This is a genomic window from Stenotrophomonas sp. YJH_SMC_10 (assembly GCF_059371555.1).
Genome location: NZ_JCAFUS010000010.1, coordinates 1 through 25,851 on the forward strand (window position 1 = coordinate 1; position 25,851 = coordinate 25,851).

Below are 25,851 nucleotides of genomic sequence, written 5' to 3' on the forward strand. Positions count from 1 at the left end.
ACATGAGCGCACCCGGTAACCAGGCTGGGCTCAACCTCGGGCCGCTGTGGGTAGCTGGCGGCCGGTGGGTTGGCCTCAATCTCGGAGTCGATTGGTGGTCGGAAGAGCCTCCCGAGCCGCCATTGCGGGACCTGCGAGCGAGCGTCTCTCTTGGTTGGGAGCCGGCTCGATCGCTGCGCGGCATGACCTTGGTGGGCTGGGGGCGGTCAGAGGTTGCGCGCCGGAGCGTGGCGCCCGGATGGGAGCGTGCGGAAACCTGGTCTTCCACGTCGTTGGCCTTGGGTTGGGGCCTATCTGCGCTCCTGCGGCAGTCGGACACTCTGGCATGGCGCGGTTGGCAGCCTCTGGTCAGGCACTCACTGTCGGCCTCCTGGCGGCCATTGGGCCGATGCAGTGTGCAGTTGGACAGCCGATGGGGGCTAGGCGGTTTGACCAACTCCTATGTGCAGCTTCCTTGGGATCAACAGGCCCTGATGGAGCGGGGTGCCGCTATTGGATGGGGACACGGTCCAACGATCCGCCAACGCTGGCGGGGGCAATGGCAGCGGCCGCAGTTGAGGCGCCAGTTAAGTCGGCTGCCCTGGGGAAGCGCGGCGAAGGTTCCGTGGATCGTTCGGCCACCCGTAGTTCCGCCCGATCCTGACCCTGAACCACAGCGCCCTCCGGGCGCAAGAATTGGACTGAATCTGGGCTGCCCGGTGGTAGGCGGATTTGGCGTTGTTCCTCTGAATCTTGGCGTCGTCGCTTGCTACGCGGTGCGCCCGCAACGTAGGACCTATGTCGTGATCAACACGGTCTCCTTTGTCAGGCTCCCCGACCGAACCCCCATCGAGCTGACACGAATCTCGCTAAGCTCAAGCCGCAGTGCGTGGGGATGGACCTTTGACTTCGAACTGGCCGATCCCGGGCAGCTGTCCCTTTTGAAGCCAACAGCGGCCGGCCCCCGCCAGTTCGAAGTCGTCCTCAACGGCTACACATGGACGGGTATCGTGGAGAGCTTCCAGAAGCAACGAGAGTTCGCAGACGGCGGCGTCCGGTGCAGTGGGCGCTCACGCACCGCCCTCCTGGCCGCACCTTATGCGCCTGCTCGGGTAAAGGTCGCAAACGAGGCGAGGAGCATGGCGCAACTTGTGGCAGAGGAACTGGTGGATACCGGCTTTACCAGCCACTACGAGACGGTCGACTGGACCGTTCCCCCTGGCGCTTGGTTCTATGACGGTAGCGCGCCGTTGGATGCCATCAGTGCGCTGGCCGAGGCGAGTGGCGCCGTTGTTCAGTCTGATGCGAAGGACCTTGCGCTGCATGTTCGCGCGAGCTATCCGGTCAGCCCTTGGCTCTGGCGCGACACCCAGCCGAACCATGTGTTGCAGGAGGACATCGTGCTGACGGAGAGCCTCCAGATGCGGAGCGCGCCCCTGTACGACGCCGTTGTCGTGACTGGTGAACTTGCTGGCAAGGGTGTGACCTGCAAGGTACGGAAGGCTGGTGAAGCCGGACAGCTCTTTGCTCAGCAGGTGAGCAATCCCCTCATCAGCGTGGCGGCGGCGGGCGCCGAGCGGGGGCGGAATGTCCTATGCGATCGAGGGGAGCAGGCTGCGGTGGACCTGACAGTGCCACTGTTTCCGAAGCCGCTGAAGCCGGGCGAGGTTGGCGCAATCATGCCCTTGGATCTGGTGGAGGTGGTCGGGGCAGAAGGCACCTGGCACGGGCAGTGCGACTCGCTGCGCATTGAGGTCGTGATCGATCAGCAGGCCGTTGTGATCGAACAAACCGCCACTCTGGAGAGGCACTACACCGATGCGGACTGACCTTTGGGATCAATTTGGCGAGTTGGTAAGCGGTAGCCCCCGCTTGCTCGCTACAGTCACCGCCCACAACAGTGACGGCACCAGCACGTTGACCACTTATGACGGGGTACAGATGCGGGCCTTTGGGCAGCTCCAGTTGTCCATCCCATACAACGTGTGGGTTCGGGGCGGGCGGCTGGTTGAGGCCGCGCCCAACTTGCCTCTCATCGAATTGACCGTCTAGCAAGACAGGGCGCCGCCCGGTTGCCGGCAAGCAGCCGGGCGGCGCCGCAACACAGGTGATCTCAGCACCTGGCAGTGGTTCAAGAGCTGGGGCGACAGCCTGGCCAGCTTGCTGTAGGGGTCACGCAACCTGGTGAAGCAGTTCTTCTCGATTGTTGCGTGGCGTGTTGACGGCGCGGCTGACCCGGTAAGCCTCCATCGCCGGCGGCTCGCTGGCCATCAGCATGGCCATGGCGTCGTCGGGGCTGGCGGCCATCCACTCATCGATCTGGCCGGCCTGCAGCCACACCGGCATGCGGTCGTGGATGTCGGCCGATACGCCGCTGCTGTCGCCGGTGATGATGGTGAAGGTGCCCAGGTTGCCCTCGGGCAGCAGCGGGCTGGTGTCCTCCCACAGGCCAGCGGCCAGCAGGGGTCCTTCTTCCCGTCCTCGGGGCTGACCGACCACTCGTAGTAGCCGGCCATCGGGATGACGCAGCGGCGCTTCTTGAAGGCCGACCGGAACGCTGGCTTCGTGGCCACCGTCTCGATCCGGGCGTTGATGGTTGAGCCCTGCAGGCTCTTGGCCTTGGCCCAAAACGGTAGCAGGCCCCACGCCAGCCGGGTTACCCGCCGGCCTTCGCCCCGGTCCAGGATCACCGATGCGCGCTGTGTCGGCGCGAGGTTGTAGCTGGGCTGGATCTCGACCAGGCCGGGGGCAAGGCCAGCCAGGCCGGGCTGGCCAAAGTCGACAACGGGGAGCTGGACGAATCGGCCGCACATGGCCGGAGGGTAGTCCGGCCGGCCGTGGCCGTGGCGTGTAGGCCGGTCCCAATGGGTGCCTGGTGTTGTCGAGCGGGCGCATGTGGGACCATCCCCACGACACTTGAGGGAGGAGGGCGACGGATGGACTGGAAGGTAATTATTTCAACGCTGGTGGGCGGTTTGATCACTTTTGCCGCCACGACCGGACAAGACATTCTGAAGAACAGGCGAATTCGCCGTTCTGCCGCGTTGTCTGTCGGAGCGGAGATTATCGCGGCCTTGGACATAGTGCGGGCACGGGCTTGGCGGGAAGATATTGGAGCCTGTTACGCCGACGCATTGGGTGGTCAGGTGGTCCGTCTCACGATTCGCCTGCCAAAGGACACAATCCCATCGTGCCGTGCTGCGCTGGCGCAAGGAACGCTTGGGGATGGGGAGCTGACCGGTCTGGTTGCTTCATTCGTCATGGCGGCAGATGGGCTAAAGGCGGATCTGGATCGCTTGTTCGAACATGATTTTGGTGACCCAAGGTGTCTTGTCGATCCAGACCAGCCTTTGCACGCGGCAAAGCTCTACGGGGAGATGACCGGATTGCTCGATGCTATCGAGTCTTTGGGAACTGATGCGGTCAATCGCGCGGTCACTTTGCTCGGAAGCGATGGGGACTGGCTCCTGAGCAGGATCAAGCCCCGCGATCCTTAACCGTTACGATACCTGTCGCAGCCTTTGCGACCGCCAGCCGTATCCTTCCGGCCATGAAGTACTCCCACGGCTTCCGCACCACCCCTATCCCCTCTGGCTGGGTCCAGATGGATGACCGCTGGGCGCTTTGGTACAACGGCCGCGAGACGGCCAGCGTCACGCCCGATGGCGGCCCAGGCGTGCGCCTGTGGATGGAAGGCCAGAAGATGTGGCAGGTGAAGGAGGTGCGCGCAGCCAATGTCCGGCAGGCGAAGCGGTACGCCGAGCGCTGGTGTGCGGCCAGGCTCTATCCCGATCTGCCCTTACGCCAGGCGGTTGCCCGGCTGACCGACAGCACCCCGATACAGCCCGAGCCGCCGCTGCCCGGCCTGCCGCCAACCCGTGAGCAGCAGCAACAGGCCCGGCGTCTGGCCGAGGCTGGGGCGAAGGAGATCGAGCGCATCAAGACGGCACTGGAACCGCGTAAGCCGCCGGCGGAGCCGAAACCCCGCCCGAGGGACGCCCGCAAAGCGTGGGTGAGGGCAGGGCTCAGAGATCTGCGCGGCTGGTAGAAGCTTCCCGAATACAAGGTTCCTGTCCGTTGCGGGAGTAGCGTCTATCCTTCGACGAAACGCAGCAGAGTTTTCTGGTATTTTTCGACTGCTTGTCTCTCGACGCCCACAGTAGTCAACAGGTAGCCAATGATGGTCGCTTCTAGCGCAATGCACGCGGCGTGTTTTTCTCGGGTGCTGAGCATGTGAGCTATTTTGCTCTTGCGGCCTATGTGCGCTATGTCGTTTCTTAGATCTCCGATTGCTTTGCCCAACTCAGTCTGGTCGCGATGGAGTAAATTGCATAGCTGGTCGATTACAGGCGGACTCGCGTACGAATAAATCGCATACTGGTATTTTTCAGCATCCTTGTTTCTCCCTGCCTTCTTTGAAATGCCTTCGAGCTGCACAGCACACAGCACGATCCTGGAGAGAATTTCGCTATAGGAAGTAAGCGTCGTTGCACCCTGAAGAGTGCAAATGAGTGTGCGAAAGTCAGTTTCAACTGTAAGCCAATTCTTAATCGTTTGGCCTAAGTCGATGTCCAAGAAATTCAGGGGGATGTGGAAGTGGCTCTTTGGCTCGGTAGCCCGCTTGATAGAACCTGCTTCGCTGAGCTTTGAGGGGAACACTTCCCAGGAGTGAGTCTTGCCAGCCTGATCGATCACTTGAGCCGTTAACGTCCGCAGTGGGGCTGGCCCAAAAAAAAGGACCGAGAAGAGATCGGCGATAGCATGGCATGTCGGATATATCTGCTCAACGTCCGCACCATCCTCTCTTTCTAGGATTATTCGGTACTCCGACTTGGCTTTGACCATTGGAGTGAAGTTTGGATGTTCCAGCCTAATGGAGTCATAAGCTTCCTGCAGCTTCGACATGGCTACTTTGTCTTGTTCAAAGCAATGGATTTGGTCTGAGAGGCGCCGAGAAAGAAGGGTCGCATTCATGCTTTGTACGCCGCGAATCTTGCCAGCAGGGGTATCAATGTCGAACAAGTCACGGCTGCCGAATGTCGCCAGTGCCGAGTAGTCAGAGTCCGTAAGGAAGTCCTTTAGTCCGCAAATGTCGAATTCGAAGCTGGAGAACTTGCATTCGGCGTCGACGTGATGGCCGAAGATCGCGTACTTGAACGAGTGCTTTCCCGTCTGGTAGGCCGAGGAAGAGCGAGCTTTAAATCCAGCTCTTTCTGTGCTGAATTTGCCGACAAGTGTAAAAGCGTCGCCGGATGCGGTGGCGCCATGAAGACGGTCGACCTCCTTGTCATAATCGGGATTGAAAGGACATGCGTACTCTAATGTCAGGCCACCGATTGGTGAGTACCGCAGCGTCCCCGGGAAAGCGAGCTGGGGCTGGCCGGGGGGATGTACAGCGCACGGCCATTCATGTTCCAAAAGAAGATCAGAATTTATCTTTGACATCAATCAGTTTTCGCTAGTGCCGACGCATGAGCGTCACGGGATTCTAGAGTGGCTTCCGAATCAATCGTGGCGTTACTGTTGTGGCGGCGTGGGGAGGCGCCGCTATTCGGTTCCCAATCTGAGCTGAGGGCCGGGAATGTTCGGGCCGAGCAGAGGCGTAGCTCCGGCGGTGGCTTCTCCAAGTCTGAAAAGCACTGGCTCAACCTGTGGAATGTCAAATGCTACAAACTGAAGTCCCCAGAAAAGATTGTAGGTTGACGTATTGTTTCCATTATCGAAAGCGGTCTGATCGCCTGATCCGGTGTAAACGTTAATAGTGCTTCCTGCTTTAACAGTACCCGCGCCGAGCCAATACATGCGGTCGCGCAATGGCACTAGTGAGCCATCTTTTTGCCGGTATCCGAGCATCAAGCCAATGTTGGCTGTGTAGGTCTGCATATTGGCTCGAAGCACAATGCGCTCTTGATTGGCCAAACCTCTCGCGATTACAGCTTCCACAGAGAGGTCAAAAAGTGGCGGTAGGCCAATGATCATTGTTTGCTTCCCTTCTCAAAAATTTTGAGGGCCTTTGGATACAGCCCGATCACGCCGCTCACTGCTGCGAGAATTAGCAGGGCGAATCCGGGCCAGGGCTTGTCGGGGATTAGGCCTATTGCCATCGGGAAGAGAAGCGCTGCAAGGCCGAGAGCAAGCTTAGTAATGCGTGCTTCCGAGGTAACCTCAGCGGCTCTGGTGCGCGCATCAGCTTTGAGGGAATCGATTTCACCTTGTAGTCTAGCGACGTCTACTCTAAGCGCAGAAGCGTCGCGTTCCGCTTGGTCCTTTTGTTCGCCCAAACGCCTGCATGTTGCCTCTAGATGCTTACGCTTCTCCTCGGCCTGGAAGAAGAGGCTAGGGACAATTGAGTTAAGACGCGCGTCTCCTAGTCCACGGCCGACGTTTGCGAGGCTGGCTATCGCGCCGGACAACTCGTCATGAAAAGCGGGCGCTGGCGCTGGGGTCGGATTCGGCGGTTGCTTTTGTGGACCGGTTGGGTACGCATGCCCCTCTTCGTCCAGGTAGTCATCAACGCTCACTCCATGGTCCCCGGTCTCCTGTTTCGAGCAGATTAGCTGAACTTTGCGGACGCATCGCCGGAAGGAGAGGGAACACGACTATTGCTCGAGAGTCACAATGGGTGGCGCGAGTATGTAAGTCATTGAATAATAATAATGTGATGCGGATTGCAAATCCGTTTACAGCGGTTCGATTCCGCTTGAGGCCTCCAATTGAAAAGCCCTGACTCCGGTCAGGGCTTTTTTGTTGGCTGCGATCGCTTTCCCGCTCGCGCGATCGTTGCGCGGCCTGGCGGCCAGTCATGGCGGCGACGGCGGCGCTACACTTGCCTGATGAACCAGATTGATCACTTCCGGGGTGCGTTGCTCGGCCTCGCGTGCGGCGATGCCGTCGGTACCACGCTGGAGTTCAAGCCTCGTGGCAGCTTCACCCCGATCACCGACATGGTGGGTGGCGGGCCGTTCCAGCTGCAGCCGGGGCAGTGGACCGACGATACCTCCATGGCGATGTGCCTGGCCGAGAGCCTGGTGCGTTGCGAAACCTTCGACGCGCGCGATCAGATGAACCGCTACGCCAACTGGTACCGACATGGTTACTGGAGTGCGACCGGGGAGTGTTTCGATATCGGCATGGCGACACGGGCTGCCATCGACCGGTTCCTGCAGGATGGCCATCCGCTGGCGGGAAATGACGACCCGCGCAGCGCTGGCAATGGCTCGATCATGCGTTTGGCGCCGGTCGCGTTGCGCTACGCCGGGACCCCCGATCTGCAGGCCATGGCCGCGTTGAGTTCGCGAACCACGCACGCTGCGCAGGAGTGCCTGGAGGCGTGCCGCCTGCTGGCCGTCGCGCTGGAGCGGGCGCTGGCGGGGAGCACCCGCGACGGAGTGCTGGATCTCAGCGATGTTCCCGTCGAGAGCGCGCGGCTGCAGCAGATCGCAGCGGGCGGCTATCGTGATGCGGCGCGTGAGCAGATCCGTGGCAATGGCTATGTTGTCGACAGTCTGGAAGCTGCACTCTGGTGCTTTGATCGCCACGATACCTTTGAAGCCGTCGTACTCGAGGCGGCCAACCTTGGCGAGGATGCCGACACCACGGCCGCCATCGCCGGGCAGCTGGCGGGCGCATTCCATGGCGCGCGCGGAATTCCTGAGAGATGGCTGCAGCGGCTGGCCTTGCGCACCGAAATCCAGGCGCTGGCCGATGCGCTGCACGCCCTCAACCAAGGCATCGCCCGCACCGCATAAGGCCCATCCAGTGCCTGCGAACTGCGCGGGCACGGTGCTCCCGGCTGCCACCCTTTCCGACGCGACGGGCGTCCCCTGCGGCAGCTGGCCGCGCCGTGGCGGCCAGTCTCAGCCGCCCACGACATGGGAAGGCGCTATGGTCGGGTTCCACGTCTCAGGGAGCTGCAATGGCGAGCAAGGGCACCAGGTATCGCTCCAGCCAGGGAGCGATACGGAAATGAGCAAAGTCACGGCAGATGTGCGCTGGTTGACCTTCCGCTTGAAGAACGGGCAATCCATTGGCCCGGATCGGCTGAAGGACGGATGGGTCATCGCCTCGGAAACCGCCCGCTGCGGGGTGCGCCGCGAGCATATCGAAGGGTCGGGACTGGTGTATGCCCTGTATGCGCCGGCCAACCTGGCCTCACCGCGGCGCGCGGAAATGCGCATGCGCGAATTCCTGATGAGCTCGGGCTACACCTTCACGATGGGCACGCTGGGCGGCTGATTAGGGCCGTCACCGTTGCGCTCACATGGTCAGCGCCTGGCCCTGGATGCCGATCGGGCCGCGTGCATCGTGCAGCACCCTGCGGGTCAGGCCGAGGCCCCGGCGGCTGAACGCCCCCTGCCACCAGAGCAGCCCCTTCCGGCAGGCACTTGATGCGATGCGTTGCGGCACGCGCTGGACTCAGCGTTGCACTGCCTTCAAGGCGTCGACCACCTGCGCTCCAGAAAAACCGCAGTGACCTTCGCCCACCGGCGGCAGCACGCGTGGCAGCGGGCGTGCGCCAGCCCGTGCGGCCAATTGCGGATACACCGTCTGCATGTGCGGCACGATGGTCGGGTCGTTGTGGTTGAACTGGATCACCAGCGGTCGCGTCAGTGCGCCGGTCATTGCCAGCGTGCTGCGCACTTGCGCCTGCGCCGCAGGCACGGGATCGATGCGCTGCACGCCGGCATTGAACGCGGCGTCATCACCGAATCCGCTGTAGATCACGCCGATGTTGCCGATCGGCATGCCGCCGCTCCGTGTAGCCAGTTGGTGCAGGACCAGCGCGTGCAGGCTGACCGTGCCGGCCAGTGCATCAGGCGAGACCTGCAGCCGCCGCGCCAGTACTGCGGCGTGCGGCGGATCGCGCTGCAATGCGTTGGCGATGCCCCGGTACAGCTCGCCCTGTGGCAGCGTGGCGGCTTCGCGCGATACCAGGCCGGCGGGCGGCAGCCCATCGGCCTTGGGGAAGAAGTAGTCGAATGCGACCAGCGTGGTCAGCAGATCGGACGCGATCTGTTCGCCACTGAGATTGGCGCCGCACAGCGACACACCGCCTGCGTAGTGTTGTGGGAAGCGCTCGAGGCTGCCGATGGTCACGGCACCGCCCATCGAGAATCCCAGCATCCAGGTGTGGCGGACATGCCTGAGTTCACCCACTGCCTGCTGGCGCAGGCGTTCCGTATCGGTGATCGCATCGGCCACTGCCCAGCCCTGGCTGGCATAGGCGCTCTGCGCGACGGCGTAACCTGCTGACAGCAGTGGCGCGGTGCTGTCATTGGCCGCCATGGGTGCGGTGCGCGGCACGCCGACCGGTTCGTAGCCATGGGCCAGCATCACCAGGTCGCCGTTCCAATTGGCCGGTACATCCAGCCGCCACGGTGCCCCCTGGAGCTCGCCGCTGAGCGTGCGTGCTGGCGGTGGTGCAGCCAGCGATGTCATCCAAGGCAGCAGGCAGAGGGCAAGAACACATCGAAGCAAGGCGGGCATCGGGGCCATTCCATGCGGGAATGGCGCCGAGCATAGATCCCCGCACTACCTAGCGCGCGCTGCACTGCCGCAGGGCATTGCCGGTCGGGCGTACTGCGCTCCATGCTGGCGGCATGGCCCTGCACAGCACCGCATCGATTATCCGCATTCCTTTCGGGAAGGCGGGGTAGCGCGCGGTCATCACGGCCAAGCAACCCGCCCGGGAAGGCGGGTTGCATACGGCGCTCTCCCGGGTAGTGGAATCCACCAAGGAGAACGCAGATGCACGACCTTTCATCGAACGGCCCTGCGCCGACCCTGCACCTGGTGTGCGGCAAGATCGGTGCCGGAAAATCCACCCTGTCGCAGCAGTTGACGTTGAAGCCGCGCCATGTATTGATCAGCGAAGACGCATGGCTGGCGGCACTGTATCCGGGCGAAATCCATTCCATTGCCGACCATCTGCAGCGCGCCGCCGCGTTGCGCAATGTGCTGGCCGATCATCTGCGCGCATTGCTGCAGGCCGGTGTTTCGGTGGTGCTCGATTTTCCATTCAATACGCCAGCCAGCCGCGCGTGGGCACGTGAAGTGTTCTCGCCGGTTGGCGCTGCACATCAACTGCATTTCCTCGACATTGCCGATGAGGTCTGCAAGGCGCGGCTGCGCGCGCGCAATGCTCTCGGCGAGCATCCGTTCCAGGCCAGCGACGAGGAGTTCGAACGGATCACCCGCCACTTCGTTGCACCGGCCGCGGAAGAGGGCTTCGCGGTGATGCGCTATACCGAGGCAGGCCCGGCGTAGCGCGGCCGGTCACTCAGCCGCTGCCGCCCACTCAATCGCCGATTTCGATACGATCTGTCGCATTGAATTCGCCTCGCTTGACCCGGAGTCCCGTCATGGTCGACCGCCTTGCCATTCTGCTGGAACGTTTCGCGGTCACCGCCTCGGTGTTCCATGCCGGCGCGCTGTGCGGCATCAACACGCTGGACGGCGAGGATGAGGCCGGCCAACTGCACCTGGTAAGGCGAGGGCCGCTCCAGGTCACGCATGGGCCGCACACCGTGCAGGGCGAGGTGCCCAGCCTGCTGCTGTATCCGCGGCCGCTGCCGCACCGCTTCGTTACCGATCCGCAGCACGGCGCCGACATGGCCTGCGCAAGCCTGCATTTCGAGGGCGGCCGGCTCAACCCGATCAGCGCGGCGTTGCCCGATTTCACCTGCATGCCCCTGACGGATCTGCATGGCGGCAATGCCGCGCTGGAGCTGCTGTTCGAAGAAGCCTTCGAGCAGCGCTGCGGGCGTGCGGCGATGGTCAACCGGTTGTTCGAGGTGGTGATGATCCAGGTGCTGCGCCAGCTGATGGAAGGGGGCGAGATGCGGGGTGGCCTGTTCGCCGGGCTGGGTCATCCGCGGTTGCGGCTGGCATTGGTGGCAATGCATGAGGCGCCGGCGCAGTCGTGGACCCTGGAAGACCTCGCCGAGGTCGCCGGCATGTCACGCAGCGTGTTCGCCTCCAGCTTCCGCGAAGCCATGGGCACCACGCCGGGCCAGTACCTGCAGGGCTGGCGGGTGGGCCTGGCGCAGCAGGCACTGCGTCAGGGGCGTCCGTTGAAGCGGATTGCCGACGAGGTGGGCTATGGCAGCGAGGCGGCACTGTCGCGCGCGTTCAAGGCGCACACCGGGCAGTCGCCGCGGGAGTGGCGGGGGCTGGCGCGCGCGGGCGCGGCCTGAGCCTCAGCCCAGCACCAGCCGGGCCAGCTTCATGCCAGCGAACAGGCCGACCAGGCCCAGTGCCACCGAGCCGCCGGCATACAGCGCGGCCAGGCCGTGCTGCCCGCGCTGCAGCAGCACGCCGATTTCCAGCGCGTAGGTGGAGAACGTGGTGTAGCCGCCGAGGATGCCGGTGGCCAACAGCAGGCGCAGCTGCGGTGACGCGCCGTTGCGCAGGGCGAAGGCCTCGACCAGCACGCCCATCAGCAGCGCACCGCTGATGTTGATCACGAAGGTCGACCAGGGCCACGGACTGCCAGCGGCTACCCGCGCACCCATCAGGTTGCAGGCGTGGCGAACGCAGGCGCCGAGCCCGCCGCCGATGAAAACCAGGAGGTAGTTGTTCAGTGCGTGCATCACGTGCCTCGGGTGCGGATTCGCTGATTCGATGGCGAACGCCGAGGGCAGGCACCGCCTGCCATCGACGAACGCCGGTTCGTCCTGGCAGGAGCCATCAGCCGTTCAGGCGGTTATCGGGGGAGCCCCATCCCCATCGCCGACCATGCTACCAGCGGCGGTGCATTCACGTCATGGAGGTCGTCAGCACCCGGATGACCTTGCTGCGGCTGAAGCCGTCCATCAGCAGCTCGAAGGCCAGCAGGTCCAGGGCCGCGTGGCGGCGATGGTCGATCTCCAGCCCTTTCTCCTCCACCAGGTGGCTGACCAGTTCGTAGGCGTCCTGCCAGACATCCAGGTGGGCCTGGCTGGGGATATAGGTGTTGCCCCGCTCACCGACGCCAAGCCCGCCCACGCCGTACAGCAGTTCGCGCGCGTCCAGCTTGGCCGCATCGGCGATGCGGAACAGCTGTTCGGCCTTCACGTGGGCGGGGCTGACATGGTCGTTGAGCCAGTTGCTGATGGTTGCCGTCGTCGAAGCGGCGGCGCGGGCCAGATCGGCCGGGCGCGGGTGGCCGGCTTTCTTCATGGCAATGGCGAGTCGTTGGCCGAGAGTATTCATCTATGCAAGCCAGCTTAACGCGTGGATCGCAAAGAACCCTTGTTCCAAGAATAAGTCTGGTTAACAGAAGGACCGACCGTGACCGATTTCTGGAGCAAGCGGCAGGTGCGCACCCGGCTGGGTTTCCGGACCGACGCCGAACTGGCGCGCTTCTTTGGCATAAGCCGATCCGCAGTGTCGCAATGGCCTCGGGATTTCCCGATTCCTGCGCTACGTCAATACATCCTGCATCAGCGATACCCCAACCTGTTCCCTGCAACTCAGGCAACACAGCCCGAACAGGCGTGAGTTACGCCGCCTTTTGTCGCATGCAACACCCCATGGGCCATTTGCAAAGTATGCTTAGCAACATAGGAAAGTTCGATGGGCACGGGATTGACCATCGACGATGCCTAACGGAGCGGCGGATGGAGGATGGAAGGCTGTGTCGGGTCCAGCCCATCCGGGGAACCCGCCTCCCCGTATGTACTTTCGTGAACGATTAATAATTTCAATCACGAAAGTCGCCGTATGTAATTGACCTGTCGTGAAATCTGTGACTAATTGGGATCAACCGGACGTGAAGCCCGGGAGTCTTTCAGTAGCTCGCAAGTGAGTCGGTAGACCGTCAACGATGCAGAACAAGTCCAACGGAGGTCGTATGGAATACGGCATGCATGGCTTGGCTGAACGGGTACGCCGCGAACTGGAAGCCAGTTACCACAAACACGGATGCGGTCCGGCGTTCTGGGATACCTACCAGCAGGTGCTTGACCGCCTCGTTCCGCAGGGGACCGAGCGCACCGAATTCACCAATGAAATGGCGCTCATCATCGAGCAGCTCGGCATCGTACGGCGTGCGCAGCTGGTTCCGCCGCACGCCAGCGGGCCGCGTTGACCGGTTGATTCACAGCAGGCGCCAGGCGCCGCAGGCCAGCAGCGCCAGCAGCATCGACAGCAGTGCCAGGGTCCGCGGTCGCCACCACTGCCGCGGTTGCCCGGCCATTGCCTGCGGACTGCAGTAGCGCACCAGGCCCGGCCCGAAACCGGCCTGGTGCTGTTCCTGCGCACAGGCGTCCAGACAGGCGCCACAGGCCAGGCAGTCGGCCTGCGGTCCCTGGCGGATGTCCAGCTGCATCGGGCAGGCGCGGACACAGGCGGCACAATCGCTGCAATCACCCAGGCGGTCTGCGCTGAAGGTCGGCATGGGTCCGGCCAGCAGCGGATGTGCCGCGCGGAACACGTAGTCCTGGGCGGTCACCGGGTCGAGCAGGCCGCGGCCGCGGCCCAGCACGCCGCCGAGGCCGAACGGGCGTGCGCCGCGCGGTTCGCCCCGGCGTGCGTCGTACAGCATCCGCGGTGTATGCGGATCGGTGAGCAACGGCTGCATGCGTGCAAACGGGCACAGCGATCGGCAGACCTGTTCGCGCAGCACGCCGGCATTGCCCCAGGTGGCTGCGGCATAGAACAGCACCCAGAATGTTTCCCAGCCGCTCCAGCCGACGCGCGGTGCCGCTGCCACCAGCTCGCTGATCGGGCTGAACAGGCCGACGAAGGTGATGCCGGTCCACAGCGAGAGCACCGCCCAGGCGACCTGGGTGGCGGGGCCTACGGCCGGCACCGGCAGCACCCGGGCCATGCCGCGTGCGATCCCGTCGAAGGCACGGCGCCACAGCGTCTGCGGGCAGGCATGGCCACACCAGACGCGTCCGGCCAGGTGGGTCAGCAGTGCAAGCCCCACCGCCATCACGGCCAGCATCCCGATCAGCACGCCGACGTCGCCTGGCCACAGCGTCCAGCCAAGCAGGTCGAAGCGCCGTGCGTTGATGTCCAGCAGCACGGCCTGGTGGCCCTCCCAACGCAGCCACGGCAGCGCATAGAACAGGGCCAGCACGAGCACGCTGAGCATGCCGCGCCAACGCCAGGGGCGGGTGGGCTTCGTGGTCATCCCAGTGGCAGCTCGTCGTCGTCGTCGCCGGGCATGGGCCGTTGCAGGTACCAGGTGACCGCGCTGGACAGTGCCGTCACCGTCCAGAACATGAAGAAGCCTGCCGTGTAGCCCAGTTCGCGGCTGATCGGCGTAGCCGGAAAGCTGATCGCCTGCAGCCGGAGCGGGTCGACGAAGGCGAAGAACACCACGCTGGCCACGCCGGCCGCGATGAAGCTTGGCCAGAGAATGGCACCCCAGTGCTGGATCAGCTGCTGGCGACGGCTGGGAGAGGGTCTGTTCATGCTTTCCCGGATCGGAATGAGGGCGGCGCGTATACTCCGCCGAGGCCGGCGCAGCATCCGCAGGGCATGTTTCCTGCAGGCGTGCCAGCCTAGGTGCAGTGGACCGCGCCGACATTGATCTGGATCAACGGTGGTGCCGGCCTGTCGCGGCACACTGCCGGCAAGCCCTGGGTGCCCCGATGAACGCAACACCGCCGCCTGTCCTTCCCGTCGCTTCGGCCGAGCTTTGCAGCGAGCTGGAAGTGACCCGCCTGGTCCACGATTTCTATGCGCGCGTGCGCGGGGAAGAACGGTTGGGGCCGGTGTTCGACGCGCATGTGCGCGACTGGCCGGAACACCTGGCGCAGCTGGTCGATTTCTGGTCTGCGATGCTGCGCGGTACGCGCCGTTTCAAGGGCTCGCCGATGTCCAAGCACATGGCCATCGAGCTGGACAAGGACCTGTTTGACCGCTGGCTGGCGCTGTTCCGCATCACCACTGCCGAGTGCGGCAATGCGCCGATGCAGGAACTGGCCAACGACGTGGCCGCGCGCATCGGTGACACCTTCTGGAAGCGCTACCAGATGCTGCGCTGGCCACAAGTCGGCCTGCCGGTGCTGGCGATCCCCGCCCGGGATTGATCTGGGTCAAGGCGGTTGCGGCCAGGCCGCGCGATGCTGGCCGCATGGACACGTTCTCTCCCGCCGCCGGTGGCCTGGCCTGGACCTTCGACCCCGACCTGCTGCGCCGGCACGACCGGCCAGGGCCGCGCTACACCTCGTATCCGACCGCACCGCACTTCCACGATGGCTTCGACGCACCGGCGCTGCGCCAGGCAATCGCCGACAGCAACCGGCTGGCCCGCGCGTTGTCGCTGTACGTGCACGTGCCGTTCTGTTCCAGTCCCTGTTTCTACTGCGGCTGCAACCGGGTGATCACCCGCGACCGCGGTCGTGGCCACAGCTATGTATCGCGCGTGCTGGCCGAGGCCGATCTGCTGGCACCGCAGTTCGAGGATGGCCGTGAGGTCATCCAGCTGCATCTGGGCGGCGGTACGCCGAACTTCCTCGATGCCGAGGCGATGACCACGCTGGTGGAAGGCCTGCGCCGGCGCTTCGACTTCAGCGATTCGCCGCAGCGCGATTTTTCGATCGAACTCGATCCGCGCTTCATCGATACCCATGACGTGGCGATGCTGGCACGGCTGGGCTTCAACCGGGCCAGCCTGGGCGTGCAGGATTTCGATCCGCAGGTGCAGGAATCGATCAACCGCGTGCAGGGCGTGCAGCAGACGCTGGACATCCTGCGTGCGTGCCGTGACAGCGGCATGCGTTCGGTCAACGTCGACCTGATCTATGGGTTGCCGGGGCAGAGCCTGCAGGGATTCGGCCGCACCCTTGAACAGGTGCTGGCGCTGCGCCCGGATCGCCTGGCGGTGTATGGCTATGCGCATCTGCCGCATCTGTTCCGCGCGCAGAAGCAGATCGATGAACGCCGGTTGCCTTCACCGGAAGACAAGCTGGCGCTGCTGGGCCTGGCGGTGGAGAAGCTCTCTGCCGCAGGCTACCAGTACATCGGCATGGATCATTTTGCGCTGCCGGAAGAAGATCTCTCGCGCGCGCAGCGTGCCGGCCAGCTGCATCGCAACTTCATGGGCTATACCACCCATGCCGACACCGATCTGCTGGGCCTGGGCGTGAGTGCGATCAGCCACATCGGTGCCACCTACAGCCAGAACCCGCGCGACCTGCCGTCGTGGGAGGACGCGGTGGACCAGGGCCAGTTGCCGGTCTGGCGTGGCGTAGCGTTGAGTGCCGACGACCAGCTGCGCGCCGAACTGATCCAGCAGCTGATGTGCCAGGGCGAGGTGGACGGCGCCATGCTGGGGCAGCGCCATGGCATCGCATTCGAGCAGTACTTCGCCGAAGACCTGCGCTCGGTGCAGCGGCTGCAGGAAGACGGGCTGGCCGAATACCGCGACGGTGTGGTGCGCGCCAGCGAGCCGGGGCGGCCGCTGCTGCGGCTGCTGGCGATGTGCTTCGATCCGTACCTGCGTGCGGCGCATGAGCAGCCGCGCTACTCGCGTGCGATCTGACGCTGCGTGGTGCGAAAGGCGTGGTGCCCGGAGCCGGAATCGAACCGGCATGGGGTTGCCCCCGGCGGATTTTAAGTCCGATGCGTCTACCAGTTTCGCCATCCGGGCCTGCAGCGCGGCGCCGATTGTAGCCCAGCTGCGCATTTCCGGCCGGATTGCGGAACGGCGGCGGCATGCTTAACTGTCGCTCCCGTTCATGTCATAGTCCAAGCCATTGTTCCCAGGGGGGGAGCTGCCCGATGTCGCTGCACGCGATTGCCTATGCCAGTGAGGCCCGCGCCGATCTGCGGACAACCGATCTTGACCGCGTGCTGGCCGACGCCACGGCATTCAACCGGGTAGCCGGTGTCACCGGTGTGCTGATGTTCGATGGCAGCCGTTTCCTGCAGTACCTGGAAGGGCCGGAGGATGGCATCGATTCGGTGTACCAGCGCATCGTCAACGCGCGCAGCCATGGCCAGCTGAAGGTGCTGTGCCGGGCACCGGTGGCGCAGCGGGCGTTTCCGCGCTGGTCGATGGGCACCCGCCGCATCGAGGCGGAGCTGCTGGCACAGATCGTCGACGCCGCGTGGCCGGGCTTCCTGCTCGGCAGCGGGGGTTTCGAACGGCTGCTGCAGGCCTGGACCGGCGCCGACGGTGAACTGGAACCGGCGGCGGTCGCGCTGGGGTCCTGAACCCGCCTTGGCGGCGAGGCCCGCGGACCGTTACGCTGGGGCCTTTCTGGTGTGGATCATCCCGGGGTGGTACAGCGAATGAGCAGGTCGGCCGAAGCCATGCCAGCGCGCATGCGATTTCATCGGTTGCGCGGGATGCGCCAGTGAGCGCGCCGCTGTCGGCGGCGGAGTCGCCGCGTTTCGCGGTGATCGGGCTGGGCTACGTGGGGTTGCCGCTGGCCGTGGCCTTCGGCCGGCACTGGCCGACCCTCGGCTTTGACATCGATGCCGATCGCATCGCCGAGCTGCGCGATGGCCGGGACCATACGCTGGAAATGGAGGCCGACGAGCTGGCCAGTGCGCAACTGCTGCAGTACGGCAGCGAGCCGGACCTGCTGGATGCCTGCAACGTCTACATCGTCACCGTGCCGACGCCGATCGATGCCTACGAGCAGCCCGACCTGGAGCCGCTGCGTTCAGCCACGCGCCTGATCGCCAGCCATCTGCGCGCGGGCGACCTGGTGATCTACGAATCCACGGTGTATCCCGGCACCACCGAAGAAGTGTGCGTGCCGCTGCTGGAGCAGGTCTCCGGGCTGCGCTTCAACGTGGACTTCTACTGCGGTTACAGCCCGGAACGGGTCAGTCCCGGCGACCGCCATCGGCGCCTGGCCGACATCCGCAAGATCACTTCCGGTTCGACGCCGGAAGTGGCGGCGGTGATCGATGGCCTGTACCAGCGCATCATCGCCGCCGGGACCTTCCCGGCGCCATCGATGCGCGTGGCCGAAGCGGCCAAGGTGGTCGAGAACATCCAGCGTGACGTCAACATCGCGCTGGTCAATGAGCTGGCGCTGATCTTTGACCGGCTCGGCATCGATACCCAGGATGTACTCGATGCCGCCGGCAGCAAATGGAACTTCCTGCCTTTCCGGCCGGGGCTTGTCGGCGGCCACTGCATCGGCGTGGACCCGTATTACCTGCTGCACAAGTCCGAGAGCGTGGGCTACCACCCCGACCTGATCCACACTGCGCGGCAGGTCAACAACCGCGTCGGTGAACATGTGGCGTCGCGGGTGCTGGCGATGCTGGCCGAACGCGGCCGCGCACCCGCACAGGCGCGAATCCTGGTGCTGGGCGTGACCTTCAAGGAGGATTGCCCGGACCTGCGCAACAGCCGCGCGCTCGAGCTGGCGCAGCGCCTGCGTGATGCCGGCGCCGAGGTCGAGGTCAGCGACCCGTGGGTCGGCCCGGCGGCACTGGCCGATGCGGGCCTGGACTGGCGGCCCGAGCCGCAGGCGGGGCGTTACGACGCGGTGGTGCTGGCGGTGGCCCACGCCCGTTTCAAGGCGATGGACGAGGCGCAGATCCAGGCGCTGCTGGCACCTGATGGCCTGGTCTACGACGTGAAATCGGCCTGGCCGCGCAATGTGGTTGACGCTCGCCTGTAAACGCCGGTGCTGGCCGGCGCGGTAGACTCGCAGGCAGTTGCAACCAAGGAACGCCATGCACCGGTATATCGTCTACCTGCTCGCCATCCTGATGTTTCCCATCTGCCTGTGGCTGGCCACGATCTGGCCGGCCTGGTACTGGGGCGTCGGCCTGACTGCCGCGATGGTGGCGCTGGGGACCTGGGACCTGCTGCAGAAGCGCAGCACGCTGCGCCGCAACTATCCAGTGATGGCGCATTTCCGCTACGGCCTGGAATCGATCGGCCCGGAGATCCGCCAGTACTTCGTGCAGAGCGACCTGGAGGACGTGCCGTTCTCGCGCCAGCAGCGTGCGCTGATCTACCAGCGCGCCAAGAACGAGATGGACACGGTGCCGTTCGGCACCCTGCGCAGCACCTATGCCGTGGATTATGAGTGGATCAACCACTCGCTGGCGCCGACCGCCATCGCCAAGCACGATTTCCGCGTGCTGATCGGTGCCAACTGTGCAAAGCCGTATTCGGCGAGCGTGTTCAATATTTCGGCGATGAGCTTTGGTTCCCTGTCGGCCAATGCGATCCGCGCATTGAACGAAGGCGCGCGGCGCGGTGGTTTCTACCACGACACCGGCGAAGGTTCGATTTCGCCGTACCACCGCGAGATGGGCGGCGACCTGGTGTGGGAGATCGGCTCGGGCTATTTCGGTTGCCGTGACGAGAAGGGCGGCTTCAGCGAAGAGCGCTTCATCGCCAATGCCACCCAGGACCAGGTCAGGATGATCGAGATCAAGCTGTCGCAGGGCGCCAAGCCCGGCCACGGCGGCGTGCTGCCGGCACCGAAGGTGACCGCCGAGATCTCGGCCACCCGTGGCGTGCCAATGGGCGTGGACTGCGTCTCGCCGTCGCGTCACTCGGCCTTCTCCACCCCGGTCGAGCTGCTGCAGTTCGTGGCCCGGCTGCGCGAGCTGTCCGGTGGCAAGCCGGTTGGTTTCAAGCTGGCCATCGGCCACCCGTGGGAATGGTTCGGCATCGCCAAGGCGATGCAGGAAACCGGGCTGCTGCCGGACTTCATCGTGGTCGATGGTGCCGAGGGCGGCACCGGCGCGGCACCGGCCGAATTTGTCGACCATGTCGGCGTACCGATGCACGAAGCACTGCTGCTGGTGCACAACACCCTGGTCGGCCTGGACCTGCGCGAGCGCATCCGCATCGGCGCGGCCGGCAAGATCACCAGTGCGTTCGACATCGCGCGCACCATCGCCCTCGGTGCCGACTGGTGCAACGCCGGTCGTGGCTTCATGTTCGCACTGGGGTGCATCCAGTCGCTGAGCTGCCACACCGACAAGTGCCCGACCGGCATCGCCACCCAGGACCCGGCGCGCTGGAAGCACCTGGATGCACCGGACAAGGCCACCCGGGTGTACAGCTATCACGAGCACACGCTGCATGCGTTGAAGGAGCTGTTGTGCGCCGCAGGCCTGAACGATCCAGCCGAACTGGGGCCCGAGCACATCCTGCGTCGTGTTTCGCCCGTGGAGATCCGCTCGCTGGCGTCGCTGTACCGCTATCTGGAACCCGGTGAGCTGCTGCACAAGGTGCCCGACCATGCGGTGTTCCATGCGTTCTGGGCCGATGCGCGCAGCGACTCGTTCCAGCCGCCGCCGAAGATCCAGGCGCTGCGCGCCAGCAAGTCGCGCTAATGTCCCTGTAGCGTCGAGCCATGCTCGACTGCTTGTCTGGAACGAAGAACAGTCGAGCAGGGCTCGACGCTACAAGGAGACGTGATGCAGTTCAGGACCGGCACCATCGATGATGTCGCCACGCTGTGGGCGCTGCGCACGCGTTGTGTACGTGAAACCTGCAGCAGTCACTACCCTCCCGAGGTCATTGCACCGTGGTCGGCATCGCCGCCACCTTCGCAGTACGCGCGGTTGCTGGGGCAGGGCGGTTGCGTGGTGGCCGAGGACGGGCAGCGCGGCCTGCTCGGCTTCGGCGTGTTCGATATCGACGCCAACGAAGTCGATGCATTGTTCGTTGATCCGGACCGCGGTGGGCAGGGCATCGGCCAGGCCCTGATGCAGCGGTTGCTGGCGATGGCAGACCGCGGGCGTGAGGTGGTGCTGTCGGCCTCGCTCAACGCGGTACCGTTCTATCAACGTCAGGGCTTTGTCAGCGTGCGCGAAGAGACTTACCCGCATCCCAGCGGCGTGGCGCTGGCCTCGGTGAGCATGCGCCGGCCGTGGTGATGTAGCGTCGAGCTTGCTCGACGCTACAACGCAGGCGTCACCGTCCGGCCAGCCACCCGATCACGCCCTCGGCCGCGCGCAGGCCACTGGCGTAACACGCGGTCAGCAGGTAGCCACCCGTCGGCGCTTCCCAGTCCAGCATCTCGCCCGCGCAGAACACGCCGGGCACTGCCCGCAGCATCAGGCCGTCATCCATCGCATCCAGGCGCACGCCGCCGGCAGTGCTGATCACTTCGGCCATGGGTCGCGGCCGCAGCAGCCGCAGCGGCAGGCGCTTGAGCGTGGCAGCGACCGACGCTAGGTCGTTGCCCGCGTCCTTGCCGAGCAACTCGAACACCAGCGCGGCCTTCACCGCGTCCAGGCCGGCCTGGCGGCGCAGGTGCTCACCGAAGCTGCGGCCCTTGCGCGGGCGCGACAGTTCGGCCTGCAGGCGCGCCTCGTCGCGGCCCGGCACCAGGTCCAACCACAGCATGGCGTGGCCATCACGGTTGACGGTCTCGCGCAGATCCGCCGCCAGTGCGTAGACCAGGCTGCCTTCGATGCCGTATCCGCTGACCACGCATTCGCCCTGCAGCGACTGTGGTTGTCCGTCCAGGTCGATCCAGTGCGCGACCACCGGCTTCAACGGCGCGCCGGCGTTGCGCTGGGCGAAGAACGGCGTCCAGTCCACATCGAAACCGCAATTGGCCGACTGCAGCGGCGCGACATCCACGCCACGCGCCTGCAGGGCAGCGACCCAGGCGCCATCACTGCCCAGCTGTGGCCAGCTGCCGCCCCCCATGGCCAGCACGGTGGCATCGGCGTGAACCTCGATTTCGCCCGCTTCAGTGGCGAAGCGAAGCGCGCCGTCGTCACTCCAGCCGATCCAGCGATGGTTGGCATGCAGGCGCACGCCCTGTTCCTTCAGGCGGCGCACCCAGCCGCGCAGCAGCGGCGCGGCCTTGCGGTCGACCGGGAACACGCGGCCCGAGCTGCCCACATAGGTCTCCACGCCCAGGCCGGCCGCCCAGTCGCGCAGTGCCTGCGCGTCGAAGCCGTCCAGCCAGCGGCCCACGGCAGCGGCCTGTTCGCGGTAACGGCGGTCGAACAGCGGACGCGGATCGGAGTGGGTGAGGTTGAGCCCGCCCTTGCCGGCGATCAGGAACTTGCGGCCAGGCGACCCCTTCGCCTCGTACAGGTCGACGTCCAGCCCGGCGGCGCGCAGGCGCTCGGCAGCGAACAGGCCGGCCGGGCCACCGCCGATCACGGCAACCCGACGCGCATCGGCGGAATTACGGTTTGACATCAAGCAGCTCGACGTCGAACACCAGCGACGAACCGGCCGGAATCGGGCCGACCCCGCGGTCGCCGTAACCATAGTCCGGCGGGATCATCAGCGTGCGCTTGCCGCCGACCTTCATGCCGGCCACGCCCTCATCCCAGCCGCGGATGACCTGGCCGGCGCCGAGCGCGAAGGTGAACGGCTGGCCGTGCTTGAAGGAGCTGTCGAAGGTCTTGCCGTGCTTGGTCTCGGTGCGGTTGTCGTAGATCCAGCCGGTGTAGTGCACGGTGACCTTGCTGCCGGGAACGGCTTCGGTGCCGGTGCCGGCGACGGTATCGATGCGCTCGAAGGTGGTCAGGGTGCCCCCCGGCGGCGGGCCGGACGGTTCGGTCGAGCAGCCAGCGGCGGCGAGGGACAGCAGCAGGGGAAGCAGCAGGCGGCGCATCGGGCGTCTCCGGTAGGCGCAGGTCGAGGGCGGCAAGGGTAGCGCATCGGCGCCGGGTATCATGGCGGCATGGCAAAACTCCTGCTCAATCTGCGCAATGTCGGCGACGACGAATATGCCGATGTCTGCACGCTGCTCGACCAGCACGGCATCGCCTGGTATCGCACCGAACCCAGCCCCTGGGGCATTTCCAACGGTGGCCTGTGGCTGCGCGAGGACGCCGATCATCCGCGCGCGAAGGCGCTGATGGCCGAGTACCAGGCGGCGCGCGGCGTGCGCGTGCGGGCCGAGCGCGAGCAGGCGTTGCGTGATGGCACGGCGGAGACCTTCGGCAGCCTGTTCCGGCGGCGGCCGGTCTACGTGGTGCTGGTACTGCTGGGGATGGTGGCTGCGGCGGCGCTGGTGCTGCTGCCGTTCGTGCTGTTGCGGGGGTAGAGCGTTCGGCCGGGTTGCACCCGGCACCCGCCGATGCAACGGCAACAGCAACAGCAGGCAATCCGTGGCGGGCAGGGCGGTGTGGGCAGGCGGGACACGCCGTAAACCCCGCTCCGCGGTCCGGCCCAGCCGCTGGCGACTGTGCGTTCGGGCGCTTGCGAAGCAGTGCTTCGCAAGCAAAGCGCCCTCACCCTTGGGGGCTCGATGTCGCCATCCACGGCGCCAACGGTCCCGCCTGCCCACACCGCCCTGCCTCTGACAGGTTCCGGATGCCTGCCGGGGCCGGATCTCTCTGCCGTGCAGAGGGCGCTGACCCCTGAATCTGTCTGTGCGGGCGGGAGGCGCTAAAATGGCGGGATGATCGCCAATACTGCTGCCTACCATTTCTCCGTCATCGACGCTCCCCAGGCCCTGTGCGACCAGTTGCTGGCGCGTGCCGAGGCGGCGCAGTTGCGGGGCACGATCCTGGTGGCGGGCGAGGGACTGAACCTGTTCCTGGCCGGTGCACCGGACGCGATCGAGGACTTCTACGCGGTGCTGCGCGCCGATGTGCGTTTCGCCGATATGCGGGTCAAGACCAGCCTGAGTGAGCACCAGCCGTTCGCAAGGCTGAAGGCCAAGGTGAAGGACGAGATCATCAGCTTCCGTCGCGATGACGGCCAGCCGCTGGACTATCCGCGCGCACCGGCGGTCGCCCCGGCCACCGTGCAGCGCTGGCTGCGGCAGGGGCACGACGACGCCGGCAAGCCGGTGGTGATGCTCGATACCCGCAACCTGCAGGAAGTGGAGTACGGCACGTTCAAGGATGCGCTGGTGCTGCCCATCCACAAGTTCACCGAGCTGCCCGAGGCGCTGGCGCCGCACCGCGAAGCGTTGAAGGACAGCACGGTGGTCAGCTTCTGCACCGGTGGCATCCGCTGCGAGAAAGCGGCGCTGTGGATGGTCAACGACGGCATGGACAACGTCCTGCAGCTCGACGGCGGCATCCTGGGGTACTTCGAGGAGGTGGGCGGCGAGGGTTACGAAGGCCGCTGCTTCGTGTTCGACGAGCGCATTGCGCTGGATGCGGAACTGAAGCCGATGGTCGACCAGCCGTTGCCGGAGCCGCGCCCGAGCGCGTTCTGACCGCGCTCCGGTAGAGCCGGCCGCTGGCCGAGCGCGAAGCCCTCTACCTGAATGCCGGCCAGCGGCCGGCACTACCAATCGCGCTTGTCGCGGATCAGGGCACCCGGATCGGCCCGGTCAGCGCCGAACCCGCGCCGCGGGAATCAGCATCCTGCCACCGGCACTGGCCGCTGCGCCCGGCCGACCCCATGCAGGGGGGATCCTGTGACGGAAAACCGCTGATGATCCCGTTGTCGATCCTTGACCTGGCCCCGGTCTGCGAGGGCAGTGACACCACCGCCGCCTTCGCCAACATGCTGGAACTGGCCCAGCATGCCGATGCGCTGGGCTACCGCCGCTATTGGCTGGCCGAACACCACAACATGCCGGGCATCGCCAGCGCGGCCACGGCCGTGCTGATCGGCCACGTCGCGGGCGGCACGCGGCGCATCCGCGTCGGTGCCGGCGGCATCATGCTGCCCAACCATGCGCCGCTGCAGGTGGCCGAGCAGTTCGGCACGCTGGCGTCGCTGTATCCGGACCGCATCGATCTCGGCCTCGGCCGTGCGCCGGGCACTGATCAGCCGACTGCGCGTGCACTGCGCCGCTACTTTGACAGCGCCGACCAGTTCCCGCAGGACGTGCGCGAGCTGCTGCACTACTTCGAGCCGGTACAGCCCGGGCAGGCAGTGCAGGCGGTTCCGGGCGGTGGCCTGCGGGTGCCGACCTGGATCCTGGGGTCCAGCCTGTTCGGCGCGCGCATGGCCGCCGCGATGGGCCTGCCCTATGCGTTCGCTTCGCACTTCGCGCCCGACGCCATGGACGAGGCGCTGGCGGTGTACCGCCGCGAGTTCCGCCCCTCGGCCACGTGGAAGCAGCCGCACGCGATGCTGGCCCTGAATGTCGTCGCCAGTGACAGCGAGGCCGAATCGCGCCGCCTGTTCACCAGCCAGCAGCAGAGTTTCGTCAACCTGCGCCGCGGCCGGCCGGGCAAGATTCCGGCGCCGATCGACGACATCGAAGCGTTCTGGGAGCCGCACGAAAAGCTCGGCGTGGAGCGGGCCCTGGCCTGCACCGTGCTCGGCGATCCGCAGCAGGTGGCCGATGGCATCGCCGCGTTCGTTGAGCGGCACTCGCCGGACGAGCTGATGCTCACCGCCAACCTGTATGACCACCGCGCGCGCCTGCGTTCGTTCGAACTGGCGATGCAGGCCTGGCACGCCCGCCACGCGGGCTGAACAATGGCGTCACGGCCCGTTGCAGCCGCGACGGGTCTGATGGGGGCTCTACCCATTGGAGCCTCCCATGGCGGATACCCGCGCCGAACACATCGCCCAGCTGGCCGAACTGATCAAGGACGTGGAGGTGGCGATGTTCACCACCACCGGCGTCGACGGGCGGCTCTACAGCCGGCCGCTGGCCACCCAGCAGGTCACCTTCGACGGTGACCTGTGGTTCGTCATCACCGCCGACAGCCCGAAGGTTGCCGAGATCGCGCTTGATCCGCACGTCAACGTGGCCTATGCCTCGCCTTCGAAGAACACCTATGTCTCGGTGGCAGGGCGCGCGCGCATCGTTGACGACCGCGCGAAGATCGAGGAACTGTGGTCGCCAGCGATGAAGCTGTTCTTCCCGGGCGGCAAGGACGACCCGAACCTGCGCCTGATCCACGTGCGGGCCGATTCGGCCGAGTATTGGGATGGTCCGGGCACGCTGCTGGGCAAGGCGTTGAATTTCGTGCTGTCGGCGGTGCAGGACGAGCCGGCGCAACTGGCCGACAACGGCTTCATCGATCTTCGGTGATCACCGACGTCCGGTATTG

30 protein-coding genes, 1 tRNA gene, 1 pseudogene and 1 riboswitch are annotated in these 25,851 nt (G+C 65.3%); of the genes and pseudogenes, 19 read left to right on the forward strand and 13 right to left on the reverse strand.

Annotated elements, in window-relative coordinates; all coding sequences use genetic code 11:
• Positions 1-782 precede the first annotated feature (782 nt).
• The gene (locus tag AC5P9C_RS13485; protein ID WP_495205180.1) at positions 783-1,808 is read left to right on the forward strand and encodes a hypothetical protein; all 1,026 of its coding nucleotides are present in this window, start codon (positions 783-785) and stop codon (positions 1,806-1,808) included.
• A gap of 343 nt (positions 1,809-2,151) precedes the next feature.
• Here the strand turns inward: AC5P9C_RS13485 and AC5P9C_RS13490 are convergent.
• A pseudogene (locus tag AC5P9C_RS13490) lies at positions 2,152-2,792 on the reverse strand (SOS response-associated peptidase).
• Positions 2,793-2,915: 123 nt separating this feature from the next.
• Here AC5P9C_RS13490 and AC5P9C_RS13495 point away from each other — a divergent pair.
• The gene (locus AC5P9C_RS13495) at positions 2,916-3,476 is read left to right on the forward strand and encodes a hypothetical protein (RefSeq protein ID WP_495205181.1); all 561 of its coding nucleotides are present in this window, start codon (positions 2,916-2,918) and stop codon (positions 3,474-3,476) included.
• Positions 3,477-3,529: 53 nt separating this feature from the next.
• The gene (locus AC5P9C_RS13500) at positions 3,530-4,027 is read left to right on the forward strand and encodes a hypothetical protein (protein WP_495205182.1); all 498 of its coding nucleotides are present in this window, start codon (positions 3,530-3,532) and stop codon (positions 4,025-4,027) included.
• 44 nt (positions 4,028-4,071) lie between these two features.
• On the opposite strand, the gene AC5P9C_RS13505 is transcribed toward AC5P9C_RS13500, so the two are convergent.
• The 3 genes from AC5P9C_RS13505 to AC5P9C_RS13515 all read right to left on the reverse strand — a co-directional run bounded on the left by AC5P9C_RS13505 (position 4,072) and on the right by AC5P9C_RS13515 (position 6,500).
• Positions 4,072-5,424: an ApeA N-terminal domain 1-containing protein gene (locus AC5P9C_RS13505; protein WP_495205183.1), complete on the reverse strand. Its 1,353-nt coding sequence runs from the start codon at positions 5,422-5,424 to the stop codon at positions 4,072-4,074.
• A gap of 102 nt (positions 5,425-5,526) precedes the next feature.
• On the reverse strand, positions 5,527-5,958 hold the full coding sequence (locus AC5P9C_RS13510; protein WP_495205184.1) for a hypothetical protein: 432 nt from the start codon (positions 5,956-5,958) through the stop codon (positions 5,527-5,529).
• Positions 5,955-6,500 (reverse strand): hypothetical protein, encoded by a 546-nt coding sequence (locus AC5P9C_RS13515; RefSeq protein WP_495205185.1) that lies wholly within the window; start codon positions 6,498-6,500, stop codon positions 5,955-5,957. The genes AC5P9C_RS13510 and AC5P9C_RS13515 overlap by 4 nt, the downstream gene beginning before the upstream one ends.
• Positions 6,501-6,812: 312 nt before the next feature.
• Between AC5P9C_RS13515 and AC5P9C_RS13520 the strand changes: the two genes are divergently transcribed.
• Both AC5P9C_RS13520 and AC5P9C_RS13525 read left to right on the forward strand, forming a co-directional pair.
• On the forward strand, positions 6,813-7,727 hold the full coding sequence (locus AC5P9C_RS13520) for an ADP-ribosylglycohydrolase family protein (protein WP_343540668.1): 915 nt from the start codon (positions 6,813-6,815) through the stop codon (positions 7,725-7,727).
• Positions 7,728-7,944: 217 nt separating this feature from the next.
• Positions 7,945-8,214: a hypothetical protein gene (locus AC5P9C_RS13525; RefSeq protein ID WP_005415995.1), complete on the forward strand. Its 270-nt coding sequence runs from the start codon at positions 7,945-7,947 to the stop codon at positions 8,212-8,214.
• Between the two features lie 21 nt (positions 8,215-8,235).
• On the opposite strand, the gene AC5P9C_RS13530 is transcribed toward AC5P9C_RS13525, so the two are convergent.
• Together AC5P9C_RS13530 and AC5P9C_RS13535 are read right to left on the reverse strand one after the other, a co-directional pair.
• Positions 8,236-8,385, reverse strand: a complete 150-nt coding sequence (locus AC5P9C_RS13530; protein ID WP_206150142.1) for a hypothetical protein — start codon at positions 8,383-8,385, stop codon at positions 8,236-8,238.
• A 9-nt stretch (positions 8,386-8,394) separates the two neighbouring features.
• Positions 8,395-9,465: an alpha/beta hydrolase family protein gene (locus AC5P9C_RS13535; RefSeq protein ID WP_343540672.1), complete on the reverse strand. Its 1,071-nt coding sequence runs from the start codon at positions 9,463-9,465 to the stop codon at positions 8,395-8,397.
• Between the two features lie 261 nt (positions 9,466-9,726).
• Between AC5P9C_RS13535 and AC5P9C_RS13540 the strand changes: the two genes are divergently transcribed.
• Both AC5P9C_RS13540 and AC5P9C_RS13545 read left to right on the forward strand, forming a co-directional pair.
• Entirely contained in the window at positions 9,727-10,245 is a 519-nt protein-coding gene (locus AC5P9C_RS13540) for a P-loop nucleotide/nucleoside kinase family protein (protein WP_103283302.1), read from the forward strand.
• 95 nt (positions 10,246-10,340) lie between these two features.
• Entirely contained in the window at positions 10,341-11,174 is an 834-nt protein-coding gene (locus AC5P9C_RS13545) for an AraC family transcriptional regulator (RefSeq protein ID WP_495205186.1), read from the forward strand.
• A gap of 3 nt (positions 11,175-11,177) precedes the next feature.
• On the opposite strand, the gene crcB is transcribed toward AC5P9C_RS13545, so the two are convergent.
• Complete coding sequence (gene crcB, locus AC5P9C_RS13550) at positions 11,178-11,570, reverse strand: fluoride efflux transporter CrcB (RefSeq protein WP_103283301.1); 393 nt, start codon at positions 11,568-11,570, stop codon at positions 11,178-11,180.
• An 81-nt stretch (positions 11,571-11,651) separates the two neighbouring features.
• Positions 11,652-11,714, reverse strand: a riboswitch (Fluoride riboswitch).
• Positions 11,715-11,736: 22 nt separating this feature from the next.
• Positions 11,737-12,138 (reverse strand): hypothetical protein, encoded by a 402-nt coding sequence (locus AC5P9C_RS13555; protein WP_049468541.1) that lies wholly within the window; start codon positions 12,136-12,138, stop codon positions 11,737-11,739.
• 111 nt (positions 12,139-12,249) lie between these two features.
• Between AC5P9C_RS13555 and AC5P9C_RS13560 the strand changes: the two genes are divergently transcribed.
• Both AC5P9C_RS13560 and AC5P9C_RS13565 read left to right on the forward strand, forming a co-directional pair.
• A complete protein-coding gene (locus AC5P9C_RS13560; protein ID WP_080375681.1) occupies positions 12,250-12,459 on the forward strand; it encodes a helix-turn-helix domain-containing protein in 210 nt (69 codons plus the stop codon).
• A gap of 352 nt (positions 12,460-12,811) precedes the next feature.
• Positions 12,812-13,048, forward strand: a complete 237-nt coding sequence (locus AC5P9C_RS13565) for a hypothetical protein (protein ID WP_049468543.1) — start codon at positions 12,812-12,814, stop codon at positions 13,046-13,048.
• A 9-nt stretch (positions 13,049-13,057) separates the two neighbouring features.
• Here the strand turns inward: AC5P9C_RS13565 and AC5P9C_RS13570 are convergent, their stop codons facing one another.
• Together AC5P9C_RS13570 and AC5P9C_RS13575 are read right to left on the reverse strand one after the other, a co-directional pair.
• Entirely contained in the window at positions 13,058-14,098 is a 1,041-nt protein-coding gene (locus tag AC5P9C_RS13570) for a 4Fe-4S dicluster domain-containing protein (RefSeq protein ID WP_057493667.1), read from the reverse strand.
• Positions 14,095-14,382 (reverse strand): hypothetical protein, encoded by a 288-nt coding sequence (locus AC5P9C_RS13575; protein ID WP_049468548.1) that lies wholly within the window; start codon positions 14,380-14,382, stop codon positions 14,095-14,097. The genes AC5P9C_RS13570 and AC5P9C_RS13575 overlap by 4 nt, the downstream gene beginning before the upstream one ends.
• Positions 14,383-14,561: 179 nt before the next feature.
• Here AC5P9C_RS13575 and AC5P9C_RS13580 point away from each other — a divergent pair, with 179 nt between their 5' ends.
• Entirely contained in the window at positions 14,562-15,002 is a 441-nt protein-coding gene (locus AC5P9C_RS13580) for a group III truncated hemoglobin (RefSeq protein ID WP_343541730.1), read from the forward strand.
• Positions 15,003-15,046: 44 nt separating this feature from the next.
• Positions 15,047-16,456: an oxygen-independent coproporphyrinogen III oxidase gene (gene hemN, locus AC5P9C_RS13585; protein WP_053463579.1), complete on the forward strand. Its 1,410-nt coding sequence runs from the start codon at positions 15,047-15,049 to the stop codon at positions 16,454-16,456.
• 21 nt (positions 16,457-16,477) lie between these two features.
• On the opposite strand, the gene AC5P9C_RS13590 is transcribed toward hemN, so the two are convergent.
• A tRNA-Leu gene (locus AC5P9C_RS13590) sits at positions 16,478-16,564 on the reverse strand.
• 131 nt (positions 16,565-16,695) lie between these two features.
• On the opposite strand from AC5P9C_RS13590, the gene AC5P9C_RS13595 reads away from it, so the two are divergent.
• The 4 genes from AC5P9C_RS13595 (at position 16,696) to AC5P9C_RS13610 (ending at position 20,784) form a co-directional block, all read left to right on the forward strand.
• Positions 16,696-17,130: a BLUF domain-containing protein gene (locus AC5P9C_RS13595; RefSeq protein WP_049468552.1), complete on the forward strand. Its 435-nt coding sequence runs from the start codon at positions 16,696-16,698 to the stop codon at positions 17,128-17,130.
• Positions 17,131-17,273: 143 nt separating this feature from the next.
• Entirely contained in the window at positions 17,274-18,560 is a 1,287-nt protein-coding gene (locus AC5P9C_RS13600; RefSeq protein WP_343541726.1) for a nucleotide sugar dehydrogenase, read from the forward strand.
• 55 nt (positions 18,561-18,615) lie between these two features.
• A complete protein-coding gene (locus AC5P9C_RS13605) occupies positions 18,616-20,238 on the forward strand; it encodes an FMN-binding glutamate synthase family protein (protein ID WP_150827266.1) in 1,623 nt (540 codons plus the stop codon).
• 84 nt (positions 20,239-20,322) lie between these two features.
• Positions 20,323-20,784 carry a GNAT family N-acetyltransferase gene (locus AC5P9C_RS13610; protein ID WP_312581908.1) on the forward strand — a complete coding sequence of 154 codons (462 nt, stop codon included), beginning with the start codon at positions 20,323-20,325 and terminating at the stop codon, positions 20,782-20,784.
• 37 nt (positions 20,785-20,821) lie between these two features.
• Here the strand turns inward: AC5P9C_RS13610 and AC5P9C_RS13615 are convergent, their stop codons facing one another.
• Positions 20,822-22,069, reverse strand: a complete 1,248-nt coding sequence (locus AC5P9C_RS13615) for a TIGR03862 family flavoprotein (RefSeq protein WP_312558552.1) — start codon at positions 22,067-22,069, stop codon at positions 20,822-20,824.
• Complete coding sequence (locus tag AC5P9C_RS13620; RefSeq protein ID WP_049468561.1) at positions 22,056-22,490, reverse strand: FKBP-type peptidyl-prolyl cis-trans isomerase; 435 nt, start codon at positions 22,488-22,490, stop codon at positions 22,056-22,058. The genes AC5P9C_RS13615 and AC5P9C_RS13620 overlap by 14 nt, the downstream gene beginning before the upstream one ends.
• A 69-nt stretch (positions 22,491-22,559) precedes the next feature.
• Here AC5P9C_RS13620 and AC5P9C_RS13625 point away from each other — a divergent pair, with 69 nt between their 5' ends.
• The 4 genes from AC5P9C_RS13625 to AC5P9C_RS13640 all read left to right on the forward strand — a co-directional run bounded on the left by AC5P9C_RS13625 (position 22,560) and on the right by AC5P9C_RS13640 (position 25,832).
• On the forward strand, positions 22,560-22,925 hold the full coding sequence (locus tag AC5P9C_RS13625) for a DUF6164 family protein (protein WP_049468563.1): 366 nt from the start codon (positions 22,560-22,562) through the stop codon (positions 22,923-22,925).
• Between the two features lie 357 nt (positions 22,926-23,282).
• Positions 23,283-24,050 carry a sulfurtransferase gene (locus AC5P9C_RS13630; protein ID WP_103283296.1) on the forward strand — a complete coding sequence of 256 codons (768 nt, stop codon included), beginning with the start codon at positions 23,283-23,285 and terminating at the stop codon, positions 24,048-24,050.
• Between the two features lie 221 nt (positions 24,051-24,271).
• Positions 24,272-25,267: an LLM class flavin-dependent oxidoreductase gene (locus tag AC5P9C_RS13635; protein ID WP_150827263.1), complete on the forward strand. Its 996-nt coding sequence runs from the start codon at positions 24,272-24,274 to the stop codon at positions 25,265-25,267.
• A 67-nt stretch (positions 25,268-25,334) separates the two neighbouring features.
• A complete protein-coding gene (locus AC5P9C_RS13640; protein WP_014646688.1) occupies positions 25,335-25,832 on the forward strand; it encodes a pyridoxamine 5'-phosphate oxidase family protein in 498 nt (165 codons plus the stop codon).
• The last annotated feature ends 19 nt before the right edge of the window (positions 25,833-25,851 follow it).

What these genes read in the sequence shown, in the direction of transcription:
- AC5P9C_RS13610 (WP_312581908.1), top strand. Translation starts at nt 20,323, where the DNA reads ATGCAGTTCAGGACCGGCACCATCGATGATGTCGCCACGCTGTGGGCG.
- AC5P9C_RS13580 (WP_343541730.1), top strand. Translation starts at nt 14,562, where the DNA reads ATGAACGCAACACCGCCGCCTGTCCTTCCCGTCGCTTCGGCCGAGCTT.
- AC5P9C_RS13545 (WP_495205186.1), top strand. Translation starts at nt 10,341, where the DNA reads ATGGTCGACCGCCTTGCCATTCTGCTGGAACGTTTCGCGGTCACCGCC.
- AC5P9C_RS13615 (WP_312558552.1), bottom strand. Translation starts at nt 22,069, where the DNA reads ATGTCAAACCGTAATTCCGCCGATGCGCGTCGGGTTGCCGTGATCGGC.
- AC5P9C_RS13555 (WP_049468541.1), bottom strand. Translation starts at nt 12,138, where the DNA reads ATGAAGAAAGCCGGCCACCCGCGCCCGGCCGATCTGGCCCGCGCCGCC.
- AC5P9C_RS13505 (WP_495205183.1), bottom strand. Translation starts at nt 5,424, where the DNA reads ATGTCAAAGATAAATTCTGATCTTCTTTTGGAACATGAATGGCCGTGC.
- hemN (WP_053463579.1), top strand. Translation starts at nt 15,047, where the DNA reads ATGGACACGTTCTCTCCCGCCGCCGGTGGCCTGGCCTGGACCTTCGAC.
- AC5P9C_RS13575 (WP_049468548.1), bottom strand. Translation starts at nt 14,382, where the DNA reads ATGAACAGACCCTCTCCCAGCCGTCGCCAGCAGCTGATCCAGCACTGG.
- AC5P9C_RS13625 (WP_049468563.1), top strand. Translation starts at nt 22,560, where the DNA reads ATGGCAAAACTCCTGCTCAATCTGCGCAATGTCGGCGACGACGAATAT.
- AC5P9C_RS13510 (WP_495205184.1), bottom strand. Translation starts at nt 5,958, where the DNA reads ATGATCATTGGCCTACCGCCACTTTTTGACCTCTCTGTGGAAGCTGTA.
- AC5P9C_RS13495 (WP_495205181.1), top strand. Translation starts at nt 2,916, where the DNA reads ATGGACTGGAAGGTAATTATTTCAACGCTGGTGGGCGGTTTGATCACT.
- AC5P9C_RS13565 (WP_049468543.1), top strand. Translation starts at nt 12,812, where the DNA reads ATGGAATACGGCATGCATGGCTTGGCTGAACGGGTACGCCGCGAACTG.
- AC5P9C_RS13535 (WP_343540672.1), bottom strand. Translation starts at nt 9,465, where the DNA reads ATGCCCGCCTTGCTTCGATGTGTTCTTGCCCTCTGCCTGCTGCCTTGG.
- AC5P9C_RS13570 (WP_057493667.1), bottom strand. Translation starts at nt 14,098, where the DNA reads ATGACCACGAAGCCCACCCGCCCCTGGCGTTGGCGCGGCATGCTCAGC.
- AC5P9C_RS13605 (WP_150827266.1), top strand. Translation starts at nt 18,616, where the DNA reads ATGCACCGGTATATCGTCTACCTGCTCGCCATCCTGATGTTTCCCATC.
- AC5P9C_RS13640 (WP_014646688.1), top strand. Translation starts at nt 25,335, where the DNA reads ATGGCGGATACCCGCGCCGAACACATCGCCCAGCTGGCCGAACTGATC.
- AC5P9C_RS13540 (WP_103283302.1), top strand. Translation starts at nt 9,727, where the DNA reads ATGCACGACCTTTCATCGAACGGCCCTGCGCCGACCCTGCACCTGGTG.
- AC5P9C_RS13595 (WP_049468552.1), top strand. Translation starts at nt 16,696, where the DNA reads ATGTCGCTGCACGCGATTGCCTATGCCAGTGAGGCCCGCGCCGATCTG.
- AC5P9C_RS13635 (WP_150827263.1), top strand. Translation starts at nt 24,272, where the DNA reads ATGATCCCGTTGTCGATCCTTGACCTGGCCCCGGTCTGCGAGGGCAGT.
- AC5P9C_RS13630 (WP_103283296.1), top strand. Translation starts at nt 23,283, where the DNA reads ATGATCGCCAATACTGCTGCCTACCATTTCTCCGTCATCGACGCTCCC.
- crcB (WP_103283301.1), bottom strand. Translation starts at nt 11,570, where the DNA reads ATGCACGCACTGAACAACTACCTCCTGGTTTTCATCGGCGGCGGGCTC.
- AC5P9C_RS13520 (WP_343540668.1), top strand. Translation starts at nt 6,813, where the DNA reads ATGAACCAGATTGATCACTTCCGGGGTGCGTTGCTCGGCCTCGCGTGC.
- AC5P9C_RS13525 (WP_005415995.1), top strand. Translation starts at nt 7,945, where the DNA reads ATGAGCAAAGTCACGGCAGATGTGCGCTGGTTGACCTTCCGCTTGAAG.
- AC5P9C_RS13500 (WP_495205182.1), top strand. Translation starts at nt 3,530, where the DNA reads ATGAAGTACTCCCACGGCTTCCGCACCACCCCTATCCCCTCTGGCTGG.
- AC5P9C_RS13620 (WP_049468561.1), bottom strand. Translation starts at nt 22,490, where the DNA reads ATGCGCCGCCTGCTGCTTCCCCTGCTGCTGTCCCTCGCCGCCGCTGGC.